At 70.2% G+C, this 13800-nt stretch carries 15 protein-coding genes; 1 reads left to right on the plus strand and 14 read right to left on the minus strand.

Annotated features, from left to right (window positions below):
- Positions 1–33 precede the first annotated feature (33 nt).
- Together cls and F9B98_RS04445 are read right to left on the minus strand one after the other, a co-directional pair.
- A complete protein-coding gene (gene cls / locus F9B98_RS04440; protein ID WP_150953385.1) occupies positions 34–1500 on the minus strand; it encodes a cardiolipin synthase in 1467 nt (488 codons plus the stop codon).
- A gap of 64 nt (positions 1501–1564) precedes the next feature.
- The gene (locus F9B98_RS04445; RefSeq protein ID WP_150953388.1) at positions 1565–1762 is read right to left on the minus strand and encodes a hypothetical protein; all 198 of its coding nucleotides are present in this window, start codon (positions 1760–1762) and stop codon (positions 1565–1567) included.
- 134 nt (positions 1763–1896) lie between these two features.
- Here F9B98_RS04445 and F9B98_RS04450 point away from each other — a divergent pair, with 134 nt between their 5' ends.
- Positions 1897–3060: a DUF4192 family protein gene (locus tag F9B98_RS04450; protein WP_191966665.1), complete on the plus strand. Its 1164-nt coding sequence runs from the start codon at positions 1897–1899 to the stop codon at positions 3058–3060.
- Here the strand turns inward: F9B98_RS04450 and lysS are convergent.
- The 12 genes from lysS to hpt all read right to left on the minus strand — a co-directional run bounded on the left by lysS (position 3011) and on the right by hpt (position 13786).
- Entirely contained in the window at positions 3011–4531 is a 1521-nt protein-coding gene (gene lysS, locus F9B98_RS04455; protein ID WP_150953394.1) for a lysine--tRNA ligase, read from the minus strand. The genes F9B98_RS04450 and lysS overlap by 50 nt on opposite strands.
- A gap of 78 nt (positions 4532–4609) precedes the next feature.
- Positions 4610–5464: a pantoate--beta-alanine ligase gene (gene panC / locus F9B98_RS04460; protein WP_150953397.1), complete on the minus strand. Its 855-nt coding sequence runs from the start codon at positions 5462–5464 to the stop codon at positions 4610–4612.
- Positions 5461–6183, minus strand: coding sequence for a DUF2520 domain-containing protein (locus F9B98_RS04465; protein WP_150953400.1), 723 nt, complete (start codon positions 6181–6183; stop codon positions 5461–5463). The genes panC and F9B98_RS04465 overlap by 4 nt, the downstream gene beginning before the upstream one ends.
- The gene (locus F9B98_RS04470; RefSeq protein ID WP_150953403.1) at positions 6180–7763 is read right to left on the minus strand and encodes a PH domain-containing protein; all 1584 of its coding nucleotides are present in this window, start codon (positions 7761–7763) and stop codon (positions 6180–6182) included. The genes F9B98_RS04465 and F9B98_RS04470 overlap by 4 nt, the downstream gene beginning before the upstream one ends.
- Positions 7760–8377 (minus strand): PH domain-containing protein, encoded by a 618-nt coding sequence (locus F9B98_RS04475; protein WP_150953406.1) that lies wholly within the window; start codon positions 8375–8377, stop codon positions 7760–7762. The genes F9B98_RS04470 and F9B98_RS04475 overlap by 4 nt, the downstream gene beginning before the upstream one ends.
- On the minus strand, positions 8331–8816 hold the full coding sequence (locus tag F9B98_RS04480; protein WP_150953411.1) for a DUF3180 domain-containing protein: 486 nt from the start codon (positions 8814–8816) through the stop codon (positions 8331–8333). The genes F9B98_RS04475 and F9B98_RS04480 overlap by 47 nt, the downstream gene beginning before the upstream one ends.
- Positions 8813–9340 carry a 2-amino-4-hydroxy-6-hydroxymethyldihydropteridine diphosphokinase gene (folK, locus tag F9B98_RS04485; protein ID WP_150953414.1) on the minus strand — a complete coding sequence of 176 codons (528 nt, stop codon included), beginning with the start codon at positions 9338–9340 and terminating at the stop codon, positions 8813–8815. The genes F9B98_RS04480 and folK overlap by 4 nt, the downstream gene beginning before the upstream one ends.
- Positions 9337–9702: a dihydroneopterin aldolase gene (gene folB, locus F9B98_RS04490; protein WP_150953417.1), complete on the minus strand. Its 366-nt coding sequence runs from the start codon at positions 9700–9702 to the stop codon at positions 9337–9339. The genes folK and folB overlap by 4 nt, the downstream gene beginning before the upstream one ends.
- Positions 9702–10493 (minus strand): dihydropteroate synthase, encoded by a 792-nt coding sequence (folP, locus tag F9B98_RS04495; protein WP_150953421.1) that lies wholly within the window; start codon positions 10491–10493, stop codon positions 9702–9704. Before folP ends, folB begins: the two co-directional genes overlap by 1 nt.
- The gene (gene folE / locus F9B98_RS04500; protein ID WP_150953424.1) at positions 10490–11077 is read right to left on the minus strand and encodes a GTP cyclohydrolase I; all 588 of its coding nucleotides are present in this window, start codon (positions 11075–11077) and stop codon (positions 10490–10492) included. The genes folP and folE overlap by 4 nt, the downstream gene beginning before the upstream one ends.
- A 6-nt stretch (positions 11078–11083) precedes the next feature.
- On the minus strand, positions 11084–13087 hold the full coding sequence (gene ftsH / locus F9B98_RS04505) for an ATP-dependent zinc metalloprotease FtsH (protein ID WP_150953426.1): 2004 nt from the start codon (positions 13085–13087) through the stop codon (positions 11084–11086).
- 147 nt (positions 13088–13234) lie between these two features.
- Complete coding sequence (gene hpt / locus F9B98_RS04510; RefSeq protein WP_150953429.1) at positions 13235–13786, minus strand: hypoxanthine phosphoribosyltransferase; 552 nt, start codon at positions 13784–13786, stop codon at positions 13235–13237.
- Positions 13787–13800 lie beyond the last annotated feature (14 nt).

A 13800-nucleotide genomic window follows, 5' to 3' on the forward strand; every position in this document is an offset into this window, starting at 1 on the left:
TACCTGGATGCCGGCGGCGAGCGCCGCGAGGCGTCACTGCAGGGCGGACGTGAGGCGGGCCAGGTTGTCGAGGATGGTCGACCGCAGGGGCTGCCGACGCCACTCCTCGATCGTGAGCTGGCGGCTCAGCGTGCGGTAGTGGTCTTCGACCTGACGCATGTCGCGGACGAACTCCTCACCGCGGACGAGCAGCGACACCTCGAGGTTGAGACCGAACGAGCGCATGTCCATGTTGCTCGAACCGATGACGGCGACCTCGTCGTCGATGGTGACGCTCTTGCTGTGCAGGATGTACGGCTTGCGGTACATCCAGATGACGACGCCGGCGTGCAGCAGCGCCTCGTAGTAGCTCCGCTGGGCGTGATAGACCATCGCCTGATCGCCCTCTTCTGAGACGAAGAGCTCCACGTGGACGCCCCGCTGACACGCGGTGGTGATGGCGAGCAGCAGGGCCTCGTCGGGGACGAAGTAGGGGCTGACGATGATGATGCGCTCTTTCGCGGCGAACAGCAGCCCGAGGAACAGCTTCAGGTTGTTCTGGAAGTCGAACCCGGGGCCCGAGGGGACGACCTGGCAGTCGAGGTCTCCGGGACCGGAGGTCACGCTGAACAGGTCGATCTCGTCGCGGAGGGTCTCATCGGTCTCGCTGTACCAGTCCGAGAGGAACACCGCGTTGATGCTCGCGACCACGGGGCCCTCGACCCGCACCATCAGATCGACCCAGTGCAGGCCCCGACGGATGTTCTTGCGGAGGTTGTACGAGGAGTCCGTGACGTTCTGCGAACCCATGTAGGCGACGTCGCCGTCGATCACGAGGAGCTTGCGGTGGTTGCGCAGATCGGGCCGCTGGTAGCGACCGCGCAGGGGTTGAACGGGCAGCATGAGGTGCCAGTGCGCGCCCATCGCGTCGAGGCGGCGGAGGGTCTGCTTGTAGAACGGCTTTCCCCGGTTCGCCCAGTGATCGAGCAGAACGCGCACCACGACGCCGCGCTCCGCGGCCTCCTCGAGGGCCCGGAAGAAGTTGTCGGTCGACTCGTCGGTCTGCAGGATGTAGAACTCGACGTGCACGTAGCGCTCGGCCGTGCGGATGGCCTCGGCCATGGCATCCAGGCTTCGCTGGTAATCGGCGATCAGCGTGGCGGCGTTGTCTCCCGCGATCGGCATGGCACCGAGGTTGCGGTTGAGCTGGACGAGCGCGCGGAACCACTGCGGAGCGTGGGGACGGAGGGTGCCGAAGTCGAGCGACGCGCTGGTGTCGTGGATGTACTGGTTGATCGCTGCCTGCTTGCGTCGCCGTTTGCGCGGGAGGCGCGGGTTGCCGATCAGGAGGAAGAGGAAGACCCCGACGAAGGGGATGAAGTAGATCGCCAGCAACCAGGCCATCGCCGCCGTCGGACGACGGTTACGCGGGACGATGATGATCGCCGCGATGCGCACCACGAGATCGACGACGAAGAGCGTGATGACGAGCCAGCTCGCGTCGAACGTGGCGTTGAGCACGGGTCCTCCTGGACGGGTTGTGGACCCAGCGTAGCGACGGCCTCCGACAGAGGCCGGGGACTTGTCAGGCCGCGGGACCCTCGCCCGAGCGCGCGACCGGCGGGAGACCGCGCTTGGCGCGCTCCTCCGCTTCGATGCGGGAGTAGACCTTGCGCTCGGTGCGGTCCATGCGGATGACGTTGCGAAGGATGAAGAAGAACACCACGGACACCACGAGGGTCGGCAGAATCGCCCACAGCATCGCGGTCCAGGTCTCGTCCATGGTTTCGAGGATACCCGCGCAGTCTGAGCGTGCGATCCGCGGAGGCTCCTCCCCAGCAGACCGAAGCCGGGATTCATCCACCATCGAGCTATCCGGCGCCGCGGGAGATGCGCCCCCTCCGCGACGCTCATGCCATGACTCCCACCGTCGTCTCCGTCACCTCGTCCGCCGCGTTCCTCGCCCTCGTCCCGAGACTGCTCGAATGCACCCCGCGCAGGAGCCTCGTGCTCGTGCCCTTCGCTGAAACCCGGTCGCTCGGGGCGATGCGCGTCGATCTTCCGCCCGCTGACGAGTCCACCTCGCACGAGAGCATCGCCTCGACCGTGATCGGCATGGCCTGCAAGGTCACACGGACGGATGCCGTGGCGATCGTCGTCTACACCGACGACGTTCTCGCCGACCTGCCGGCCCTCCCGCACCGCCCCCTGGTCGACGCGGCCATCGCCCGTGCGGACATCTGCGGGCTCCGGGTCGTCGACGCCCTCGTCGTGGGTGCGGACGGGTGGGACAGCTATCTGTCCCCCTCGTCGTCGATGCCGCATGCGCTGAGCCAGATCAGCGAGTCCGCACCGGACGACCCCGCCTTCACGCTCGCCGACGACCAGTTCGCGGCTGCGCAACTGCCGATCATCGACGCCGATACGTCGCTGCGCGTGGCGAGGTCGTTGCAGAAGATCGAGCGCGTCCTCGGCGGCGCTCACGAGCGGCGTCCGCTCCCCCAGCTGAAGCGCGCGGCTGCCGCCGATGCCGCCGCCGCGGCGATGGCGGATCCGCCCGTCCTGCTCGAGGACGCCCTGGCCTCGGCGCCGTCCGATCTCGACGCCGCGCAGCTCGCCTCCGTCGGGTTCTGTCTCGCCCGACCCGCGCTGCGCGACGTGGCGCTGATGCAGTGGGTGGCCGACCTCGTCACCGGCGATGCCGTGCTACACGCGCAGACGGCGTTCCACCGCGGGAAGCCGTTTCCCGAGGACCTCGCCCGACCGATGTGGGGAGAGGGAGCGCAGCCCGACCCCGACCGCCTGCGCCGCGCCCTCGAGCTCTGCCGTCACGTCGCCGCGGCCGTGCCTCGAGATCGTCGCCCGGGCGCGCTGTCAGCGTGCGCGTGGCTCGCCTGGGCGGGCGGACGATCCTCTCACGCCGCCGCCTACGCCGAAGCGGCCCTCGAGATCGACGCGAACCACGGTCTGAGCGCGATCGTGCTCGACGTCATCGACGCCGGTCGGCTCCCCGACTGGGTGTTCGATCGCCCTACTTCACGAGCGGGAACAGGATCGTCTCCCGAATTCCCAGGCCGGTGATCGCCATCAGCAGACGGTCGATGCCCATGCCCATGCCGCCGGTGGGGGGCATGCCGTGCTCGAGGGCGCGCAGGAACTCCTCGTCGATGGGCATGGCCTCGACGTCGCCCCGGGCGGCGAGTTTCGCCTGCTCGGTGAAGCGATGACGTTGGATGACCGGGTCGACCAGCTCGGAGTAGCCGGTCGCGAGCTCGAAACCCCGCACGTAGAGATCCCACTTCTCGACCACGCCGGCGATCGAGCGGTGCTCGCGCACGAGAGGGCTGGTGTCCACGGGGAAGTCCATGACGAACGTGGGACGTGTCAGGCCGCTCTTGACGAAGTGCTCCCACAGCTCCTCGACCCATTTGCCATGGGTCTCGTGCGGAGGGGCGTCGACCCCGGCCTCGGCTCCGAGTGCCCGCAGGTCGTCGAGCGGTGTCTCGGGGGTGATGGTCCGGCCCGATGCCGCAGACAGCGAGTCGTACATCGAGATGCGGTCCCACTCGCCGCCCAGGTCGTACTCGGTGCCGTCGGCCCACGTGACCGTCGTCGATCCGGCCACCGCGACGGCGGCGTTCTGGATCAGCGTCTGCGTGAGATCGGCGATCCCGTTGTAGTCGGTGTAGGCCTGGTAGGCCTCGAGCATCGCGAACTCGGGGCTGTGCGTGGTGTCCGCGCCCTCGTTGCGGAAGTTGCGGTTGATCTCGTACACGCGGTCGATCCCGCCGACCACGGCGCGCTTCAGGTACAGCTCGGGGGCGATGCGCAGGAAGAGCTCCGTGTCGAAGGCGTTCGAGTGCGTCGTGAAGGGGCGAGCGCTCGCCCCGCCGTGCTGCACCTGGAGCATCGGGGTCTCGACCTCGACGAAATCGCGCTCGGTGAACGTGCGTCGCAGGCTCGCGTTCACCTTGGCCCGGGCGAGCACGGTCTCTCGCGCCCGGTCGCGCACGATGAGGTCGAGGAAGCGGCTGCGGACGCGGCTCTCCTCGCTGAGCTCGGTGTGGAGGTTGGGCAGCGGCAGCACCGCCTTGGCCGCGATCGACCACTCGGACACCATGATCGACAGCTCGCCGCGCCGGCTCGAGATGACCTCACCCGAGACGAAGACGTGGTCGCCCAGGTCGACGAGCTCCTTCCACGTCTGCAGCGACTCCTCGCCCACGCTCGCCAGCGAGACCATCGCCTGGATGCGGCTGCCGTCGCCGGACTGCAGCGAGGCGAAGCAGAGCTTGCCCGTGTTGCGGCTGAAAACCACCCGACCGGCGACGCCCGCCGTCTCGCCGGTCTCGGCGCCGGCCTCGAGGTCGCCGAAACGAGCACGCAGCTCGGGGATGGTGGTCGTGACCGGCACGGACACCGGATACGGGCCGCCCGCGGCGTCGGAGCGATCCGCGAGCAGGCGCTCGCGCTTGGCCAGGCGTACCGCCTTCTGTTCGAAGACCTCGTCTTCGGTCGGTTCGGCGGCGTCGTTCGCGGGCGCGTCGGTCATCAGGGAGGCTCCTCGGGGTCTCCTCCAGTCTATTCGCCGTCCTCCGCGACCCCGTGGCCGCAGCCGGGTCGCCCCGGCTCAGCGCAACGAGATCTCCGCGTTGTCGATGAAGCGGTGGCCCCCGACGGTGGCGGCGATGAGCGCGAAGGCGCGGCCCCGGTGTCCGTCGTCGACGGGCAGGAAGGTCTCGGGGTCGACCACGCTCAGGTACTCGAGCGTGATGCGCGGCTCGCCCATGAGCGCCGACTGGGCCGCCGCGATGCACGCGTCGACACCCAGATCGGCGTTGGAGGCCGCGGCCTCGAGCGCTCGCGGCAGCGCCCCCGCCGCGCGGCGGTCGGCGCCGTCGAGCAGGGCGACCCGGCTCGACACGGGAAGGCCGTCGTCGGTACGCACGGTCGGAACGGTCGCCACGTCGATGGCGAAGTCGAGGTCGCGCACCATGCGGCGCACGAGGAAGATGCGCTGGAGGTCGCGCTCGCCGTACACCGCGACGTCCGGTCGCACCAGGTGGAAGAGCTTCGCCTCGACGGTGAGCACCCCGTCGAAATAGAACGGACGCACCCGCCCCTCGTAGCGCAGACCGATATCCCCCGCCGAGACGCGCGTGGTGGCCGTTCCCGCGGGAAGGAACTCCTCGGCCGTGGGAGCGAAGACGACGTCCACACCGAGATCGGCGAGCACGCGCGCATCGGCCTCGGGCGAGCGGGGATAGGCGGCGGTGTCGTCCGGCGTGCGGAAGCGCAGCGGATTGACGAAGGTCGACACCACCACCGTGTCGGCGCGGTCGCGGGCCTCACGGATGAGGTCGACGTGGCCGTCGTGCAGGGCGCCCAGGGTCGAGACCAGGGCGACGCGCGGGCCGGCGTCCGAACGATCTGCGCCTCGGATCTCCCCGAGTCGGGTGCGCAGATCCTGCAGGGTGCGGATCATCCGTCGATCGTAGCGGGGCCGTCGAGCTCGCTGCGGCGCCCGCCCTCGACCAGCGCCTGGTCGACGCTCGATCGCACGAGCGCCGAGAGGTACGCACCCGGATTCTCGATGCCGACGCGCTCCAGCAGAGCGGACGATTGCCGAACGATCGAGCGCGAGAACTCCGTCGCCGTCGAGATGGCCTCGGCGTACATTGCGCGGTCGTCCTCCGCGATCACCAGGGGCTCGCACCCGAGCTCGACCGCGAGCGCCTGCGCGATGGGCAGCACCGGCGCGGGGGCGGTCACGGCGGCGTACGACTGGGCCAGCTGCCGCAGGTCGATCGACGAGACTCCCGTGAACGCCATCGCGGGGTGGATGGCGAGAGGGATCGCGCCCCGTCGGGCCGCCGGTTCCAAGACGCGCGCACCGTATGCGGGGTCGGTGTGCAGCACCAGCTGGCCGGGCTGCCAGGAGCCGACCTCGGCGAGGCCGGAGACGAGCCCGGGGAGCTGGTCGTGCGGCACCGCGACGACCACGAGCTCGCTGCGTCGAACGACCTCGTCGGCGGTGAGCACGGGCAGCCCCGGCAGGATCGCCTCGACGCGATCATCGTCGGAACCCGACGTGATGCCTGTCAGTGCATGGCCCGCGCCCGCGAGAGCCGCAGCGATCACCGGGCCGACGCGTCCGGCCCCGATAACCCCGACACCGAGGCGCCCGTCACGCTCGCCGCTCATCCGGCCCACCGATGGGTGCGGTCGATCGCCGCCGCGTCGACACCGGCGCGCGCCGTCCGCTCGAAGAGGTCGAGGGCGTCGTCGCGGTCGAGAACGCCCAGCGAGGTCTGGACGTTGCCGGCGATCACGTGGGCGACGAGACCGGCCGTTCCCGTGGCCCGGGCCACGGGCCCCTGACGCAGCCCGATCGACTGCAGTCGCGCGAGGGGGACGACGCTCAGGGAGCGCCACACCCATCCGCGGCGCAGCAGCAGGGCGTCGGCGGTGAGCAGCGCGCCGTTGCGGCGCCAGGAGAGCGGCCGCAACCATCGAGCCCGCCTCGGGGTCGTCACGTAGGGATCATCGTCCACCGGACCCAGGATGCCGTCGCGGAACACGAGTGTCCATTCCTCGGCCGACAGCCCGGGGGCGAGGATGCGCAGGACGCGTTCGACGTCGGCGCGCGTTCCGATCGGAAGCACCGCGGCGAGCTGGTCGTTGCTGGTGTCGGTCGAGGACCGTCCCGACAGGCGGTTCACCGAGATCGTCCACCAGCCGAAGGGCCGCCACATGAGGGGTTGGCGCACCTCGATCGCGTGCACGCGACCCGGCGGCACGACCTCCGACACGGTCGTGAACAGTCCGAACGTCACCCGGACCCCGTCCACGGTCGGAGCGATGGAATAGCGCAGCCCCTGGGCGATCGACCGCACGTAGTACGCGCCGAAGGCGAGGAACATCGGGACGACCGTGAACAGCAGCCAGAGCGTCGACAGCGACGCCGCGACGACGATCCCCGCGACGAAGGCGACGAGGACCAGGCTCGATCCGCTCAGGACACGGGATGCCACGAGCCGGCCGAACGGGATGCGCACGATGCTCTCGGGCTCGGCGTCGGAGAGGTCCTCGCCGTCCACGAGGCCCTGCAGGCCCGAGCCGACCGCGTCCGCTGCCTGACGGGCGAGCGAGGCGCGCACGCCCGGCTCCACCCGGCCCTCCGCGAGACGGCGACCGGATGCCAGCCGCAGGATGTCGCCGCGGATGGCCTCGGCATCCTTCCCGGACAGGTATTCGAGCTTGACGTTGGCATCCAGGCCCGCTCCGACCACCTCGAGCTTGGCGAGCCCCAGCAGGCGCGCGACCATCGGCCGCGTCAGGTTGACCCCCTGCACGCGGTCGAGAGGAGCCCGGCGATGCGTGCGGAACAGCACGCCGGAGCGCACCTCGACGTCGTCCTCACCGATGCGCAGGGTGTGGAAGCGCCACGACAACCGGAACAACACGAGCAGCACGACGAGCACGACGAGCGCCGCCCCGCCGGCGAGCAGGATGAGGTTGTTCGCGAGGAGGAAGTCGACGGGGTCCGGGGGAAGCTCTCCCGGGGGCAGCTCGCTGAAGACGGGGAAGACCCACTCGACGAGACGTTCCCGCAGGTTCGCCACGATCACCCCGATGATCACGAGCAAGGTCAGCCCGCCGCGCAGGAGCGGCGTCAGCGGGTGGAGGCGGTGCCACTCGCCGTCGCTGTACGGCGAGCGGACGACCGGGCGCGCGCGAAGCGGCGCGTCTCCGGGCTCGCCGGCGGGGTCCGTGTCGGTCACAGCCCGGTCCGACGGGTCTCGGCCACGGCGACGAGCGTGTCGCGCAGGTGCTCGGCCGCCTCCTGCGTAAGTCCGGGGATCGTCACGCCCGTCGAGGCCGCGGCGGTCACGAGCTTGAGCTGCGCGATGCCGAAGCCGCGGTCGAGGGGACCGTGGGTGATGTCGACGAGCTGCATGCGCCCGTACGGCACGGCCACGACTCGCTGCCAGAGGATCCCGCGGCGGAAGACCAGATCGTCCCGACGCAGCTGATACCCGAAGGACCGGGCTTGGCGGGGTGTGATGACGAGACCAACGGCGACGACGAGCAGGATGACCCCCGCGGGGATCCACTGCCACTGCACGCCCGTGATCGCCTGGGCGACGATCGCGGCGGCCAGCACGAGCACGAACACCGCGCCCTGCGAGATCAGCTGAACCCGGACGTAGGCGCGAGCGAGCTGGTACCAGGTTCCATCGCCCAGAGGCAGGCGGCGCGGGGAACGCGCCTCGAGGACGCGGTCGTAGGTCCGTTCGCCGAGGACGGCGTGGTCGTCCGCCCGCTGCCCGCCCGCGTCGCCCGGGTCGTCAGACCCCGACGGGTCCTGCGGGGGTGTTCCCTGGGGCGTCGTCATCGTCGTCCTTCCGGATGGTGCAGAGCTGCTCGGCCACGAGCCCCGCGACGACGAGGATGACAGCGCACACGAGCGTCGCGATGATCGTTCCCATCGAGCCTATCGAGGGCACTACCGGCCGGCTCACCAGGAAGGCCAGCAGACCGCCCGCGAATCCCGCCGCTGCCGCGCCGAGGATCGACGACGCCTTCGCCAGCATGGCGATGCGCAGGGCCCGGAACGGGTCGATCCGCCGCGGGCTCCGGCCGCGCGTCGCGCGGAAGATCGGAACCGCGAGCACCACGATGATCGCGCCGAGCAGCGCGAGGATCGTCGGCAGGCTCGCGGCCGGCGCGAAGGTCGCCCGCCCCATCGCGGTGAGCGAGGAGTCGAGCAGGAACCCGAGCACGAGCCCCACGATGACGGCGATCGACAGGATGCCGGCTCCCGTGCGCTTCACGCGGCCCCCTCCCTCAGTCGGGCGAGCAGGTCGGCGACCCGGCCCCGACCCGGGATCTCGGCCCCCGGGTCGACCGACAGCCACGGCGCGAGCACGAACTCCCTCTCGTGCGCGCGGGGATGCGGGACGACGAGGTCGTCTCGCGTGATGATCTCGTCGCCATAGGCGATCAGGTCGAGATCGAGGGTCCGATCGCCCCAGCGCTCGCGGCGCACACGGCCGTGCCGCGCTTCGATCCGATGCAGCGACGCGAGCAGCTCCCCGGGAGCGAGCCGCGTCTCGAGCAGCGCGACGGCGTTGAGGTAGCGGGGCGCGTCCTCGTCCTCGCCGTCGAGCGTCACGGCGACGGTCTCGATCGGGGCGGACACGCGGACGTCTTCCGTGAGAGACAGACGCCGCAGCTCGTCGACCGCCGCGGCCAGCGTCTCGTGCCGATCACCGAGGTTGGCCCCCAGCGCCACGACGGCGTGCACGGGCGCGGAACGCGGGGCGGCGTCGAGGCCGTGCGCCAACCGCACGTTCACGAACGCGACCTCGAGATCGTCACGGCCACATCGCCGAACGGGACGGTGATCGGCGCCTGCGGCTTGTGCACCGTGATGGTGACGGCGTCGACGCGACCGTCGGCGAGGACCGCGTCCGCCAACCGCTGCGCCAGCGTCTCGAGCAGATCGACCGGGTCGCCCTCGACGATCTCGACGAGGCGCTCGGCGAGTTCGCCGTAGTGGACCGTGTCGACGACGTCGTCGGTCTCGGCGGCGCGCCGCAGCGACAGCGACAGCGTCGCGTCGACCACGAACTCCTGCCCGTCGCGCTTCTCGTCGGGGTAGACCCCGTGGTACCCCACGGCCCGCACCCCCGTCAGCGTGATCCGATCGGCATCCATCAGGCCTCCCAAGCGCGGGCGACGGCGAGCGCGTCGCGGGTGGTCGGTACATCGTGCACGCGGACGGCCCACGCGCCGGAGCGCGCGGACAGGGCGCTCGTGACAGCGGTGGCGAGGTCGCGCCGGGCGAGGTCGGCGTCCTCGCCGATCACCTCGCCGAGGAACCGTTTCCGACTCGTCCCCACGAGCACACGCAGCCCGAGCTCGACGAACTCGGGCAGCGCGCGCAGCGTCTGCCAGTTCTGCGCCCCGCGTTTGCCGAAGCCGATGCCGGGGTCGATGATCAGGCGTGACCGCTCGAACCCCGCGGAGACGGCCGATTCGACCCGCTCGGCGAGCTCGGCCGAAACCTCGCGCGCGAGGTCGACGTAGTCCGCCCGGGCGTACATCTCGGTCGACGGCCCGCGCCAGTGGCCGAGGGCGAGGTCGGCGTCGGTCTCGGCCACGGCCGCGAGCATGTCGGGGTCGGCGAGCCCGCCGGAGACATCGTTCACGAGCCGCGCGCCCGCCCGCACCGCGGCGACCGCCGTGGCGGCGTTCATGGTGTCGATGCTCACGAACGAGCCCTCGGATGCCAGCGCCTCGACGACCGGCAGCACTCTCCGCTGCTCGACGCGCGGCGCCACCCGCTCCGCGCCGGGCCGGGTGGACTCCCCGCCGACGTCGAGGATCTCGGCGCCCTGCTCGCGCAGGAGGCGGGCGTGGGCGAGGGCCACGTCGGGGTCGAGGTAGCGCCCGCCGTCGCTGAACGAGTCGGGCGTGACGTTGACGATCCCCATGATGAGGGTCACGCGCGCGCCCCGATCAAGGCCACGAGCTCGGCACGCGCGACCGGGTCGCCGTAGACGCCGCGGGCGGCGATCGTCACGGTCGAGGCGTCGAGCTGCCGCCCCCCGCGCATCGTGACGCACTCGTGCACGGCGTCGAGCACCACGAGCACCCCGCGCGCGTCGAGCGACGTGGCGATGACATCGGCGATCTGCTCGCCGAGGCGCTCCTGCACCTGCGGACGCGCGGCGAGGATGTCGATCACCCGCGGAAGGGCGCCGAGGCCCACGACCTCTTCGCCCGGGAGGTACGCCACATGCGCACGCCCGCGGAACGGCAGCAGGTGGTGTTCGCACATCGACCGGAAGGCGATGTCCCGCAGCATCACGGCCCCGGAGGGGAGGGTGTCGGGCGCCGGCCCGCGCGAGACCGAGATGGTGTGCTGCAGCGGGGCCGCGGCATCCTGCTTCACTCCTGCGAAGAACTCGGCCCAGGAGTCGGCGACGCGCGTCGGGGTCTGGCGGAGCCCGGGGCGATCGGGGTCCTCCCCGATCGCCTCCAGGAGCTCTCGCACCAGGACGGCGACGCGTTCACGATCGACGGCCACGGCGCCTCAGGCGGTGGCCGGGCGCGTCTGTCCGCTCGGACGGGGCTGCGCCTTCGTCGCGGCCTGCGCCTCCGCCTCGGCGGATGCCGCGATGCCGGCGGGCTGCGAACGGCGGGGCACCTCGACGGGCGGCTGCGACGACACCGGGCGGTCACCCGACGACAGCCACTGCGGGCGCGGAGTCAGGCGCTTGACGTCGGTGAAGATCTCGGCCAGCTCGTTGTGGTCGAGGGTCTCCTTCTCGAGCAGCGCGAGCGCGAGGCGGTCGAGCACGTCGCGGTTGTCGTTGATGACCTGGTACGCCTCGTTGTGCGCCTGCTCGATGAGCGCGCGCACCTGGGCATCGACGCGCTCGGCGATGCGCTCCGAGAAGTCGCGGCCGTGGCCCATGTCGCGGCCCATGAAGACCTCGCCCGACGAGCCGCCCAGCTTGACCGGGCCGACCTCGTTGGTCATGCCGTACTCGGTGACCATCTTCCGGGCGATGCTCGTGGCCTTCTCGATGTCGTTCGACGCGCCCGTGGTCGGGTCGTGGAAGACGATCTCCTCGGCGACGCGGCCGCCCATGGCGTAGGTCAGCTGGTCCTGCAGCTCGTTGCGGGTGACGGAGTACTTGTCGTCGAGCGGCAGCACCATCGTGTAGCCGAGGGCCTTGCCGCGCGGGAGGATCGTGACCTTGGTGACGGGGTCGGTGTGGTTCATCGCCGCCGCCGCGAGCGCGTGTCCGCCCTCGTGGTAGGCCGTGATGAGCTTCTCTTTGTCCTTCATGACGCGGGTGCGACGCTGAGGACCCGCGATCACGCGGTCGATGGCCTCGTCGAGGGCGCGGTTGTCGATCAGCTGCGCGTTCGAGCGGGCCGTCAGCAGCGCGGCCTCGTTGAGCACGTTCGCGAGATCGGCACCGGTGAACCCGGGGGTCTTACGCGCGACGACCTCGAGGTCGACGGAGTCCGAGAGCGGCTTGCCGCGACCGTGCACCTCGAGGATGCGCTGGCGACCCTTGAGGTCGGGAGCGTCGACGCCGATCTGGCGGTCGAAGCGGCCCGGGCGCAGCAGAGCGGGGTCGAGGATGTCGGGGCGGTTGGTCGCCGCGATCACGATGACGTTGACCTTGGGGTCGAAGCCGTCCATCTCGACGAGCATCTGGTTCAGAGTCTGCTCGCGCTCGTCGTGACCGCCGCCCATTCCGGCGCCGCGGTGGCGACCGACGGCGTCGATCTCGTCGATGAAGATGATGGCCGGGGAGCTCTCCTTGGCCTGGTTGAACAGGTCGCGCACACGGCTCGCGCCGACACCGACGAACATCTCGACGAAGTCCGAACCCGAGATCGAGTAGAACGGCACCCCGGCCTCACCGGCGACGGCGCGGGCGAGCAGGGTCTTACCGGTACCGGGAGGGCCGTACAGCAACACGCCCTTCGGGATGCGGGCGCCGACCTCTTCGAACTTCTTCGGGTCCTTGAGGAACTCCTTGATCTCGTCGAGCTCCTCGATCGCCTCGTCGGAGCCGGCGACGTCCTGGAAGGTGACGGTGGGCGTCTCTTTGGTCACGAGCTTGGCGCGCGACTTGCCGAACTGCATCACCTTGCTGCCGCCGCCCTGGGCGCTCGAGAGCAACCACCAGAAGAGCAGACCCAGGAGCAGGATCGGGATCATGAGCCCGAGCAGGCTGTCGAACCAGCTGGCCTTGGGAACGACGTCGTTGAAGCCGTCCGAGGGGTTGGCCGCATCGATCGCGCTGGCGACCTCGTTCGCACGGGCCTGGCTGAAGTAGAACTGCACGTCGTTCGCGCCCTCGAAGGGCTGCGACAGCTTCAGGTCGACGCGCTGATCCGGATCGTTCGTCACGACCTGGCTGACGGTGCCGCCCTTGAGCAGGTCGAGGCCCTCTTTGGTCGAGATCTGACGGGCACCGCTGAGGTTGGAGATCAGTGAGAAACCGATGACCAGAAGCAGACCGACCAGCAGAACGTAGATGATCGGATTTCGCGTGATCTTCTTGAAATTCATGGTGGGCGAGCCCAGCCCTTTCGTGTGCTCCGCAGAAATGCGGTCGCATCAGGCTAACGCGCGACGACTATGCCGGGCCTGTGCGTTCGTCATGGGCGTACAAGGCTCCGGATGCCACCCGCCCGCAGCCGCGACGACGCCGCGCGGTCAGGAGTAGACGTGCGGCGCCAGCACGGCCACGTCACGGAGGTTGCGGTAGCGCTCGGCGTAGTCGAGGCCGTACCCGATGACGAAGTCGTTGGGGATGTCGAACCCGACGTACCGGCAGTCGACCTCGACCTTCATCGCGTCGGGCTTGCGCAGCAGCGCGAGCACCTCGACGGACTCCGCGCCACGCGAGGCGAAGTTCTCGAGCAACCAGCTGAGGGTGAGGCCGGAGTCGATGATGTCCTCGACGATCAGCACGTGCTTGCCCGTGATGTCGGTGTCGAGGTCTTTGCGGATCTGCACGACACCGCTCGAGCGGGTCGATGCGCCGTACGACGACACGGCCATCCAGTCCATCGACACGTGGATGGGAAGGTGACGCGCGAAGTCGGCCATGACCATGACCGCGCCCTTCAGCACGCCCACGAGGACGACGTCGCGTCCCTCGTAGTCGGCGGCCACCTGCGTCGCGAGTTCCGCGAGCTTCCCGTGGATCTGCTCCTCCGTGAGGAGGACTTCGCTGATGTCGTCGGAGATGTCGGCCGCGCGCATTCGGAAAGTCTACG

This window comes from Microbacterium testaceum StLB037, assembly GCF_008763945.1.
Taxonomy (GTDB): Bacteria; Actinomycetota; Actinomycetes; order Actinomycetales; family Microbacteriaceae; genus Microbacterium; species Microbacterium testaceum_G.

What these genes read in the sequence shown, in the direction of transcription:
- F9B98_RS04465 (WP_150953400.1), bottom strand. Translation starts at nt 6,183, where the DNA reads ATGAGCGGCGAGCGTGACGGGCGCCTCGGTGTCGGGGTTATCGGGGCC.
- folB (WP_150953417.1), bottom strand. Translation starts at nt 9,702, where the DNA reads ATGGATGCCGATCGGATCACGCTGACGGGGGTGCGGGCCGTGGGGTAC.
- hpt (WP_150953429.1), bottom strand. Translation starts at nt 13,786, where the DNA reads ATGCGCGCGGCCGACATCTCCGACGACATCAGCGAAGTCCTCCTCACG.
- F9B98_RS04445 (WP_150953388.1), bottom strand. Translation starts at nt 1,762, where the DNA reads ATGGACGAGACCTGGACCGCGATGCTGTGGGCGATTCTGCCGACCCTC.
- lysS (WP_150953394.1), bottom strand. Translation starts at nt 4,531, where the DNA reads ATGACCGACGCGCCCGCGAACGACGCCGCCGAACCGACCGAAGACGAG.
- F9B98_RS04475 (WP_150953406.1), bottom strand. Translation starts at nt 8,377, where the DNA reads ATGACGACGCCCCAGGGAACACCCCCGCAGGACCCGTCGGGGTCTGAC.
- F9B98_RS04450 (WP_191966665.1), top strand. Translation starts at nt 1,897, where the DNA reads ATGACTCCCACCGTCGTCTCCGTCACCTCGTCCGCCGCGTTCCTCGCC.
- panC (WP_150953397.1), bottom strand. Translation starts at nt 5,464, where the DNA reads ATGATCCGCACCCTGCAGGATCTGCGCACCCGACTCGGGGAGATCCGA.
- ftsH (WP_150953426.1), bottom strand. Translation starts at nt 13,087, where the DNA reads ATGAATTTCAAGAAGATCACGCGAAATCCGATCATCTACGTTCTGCTG.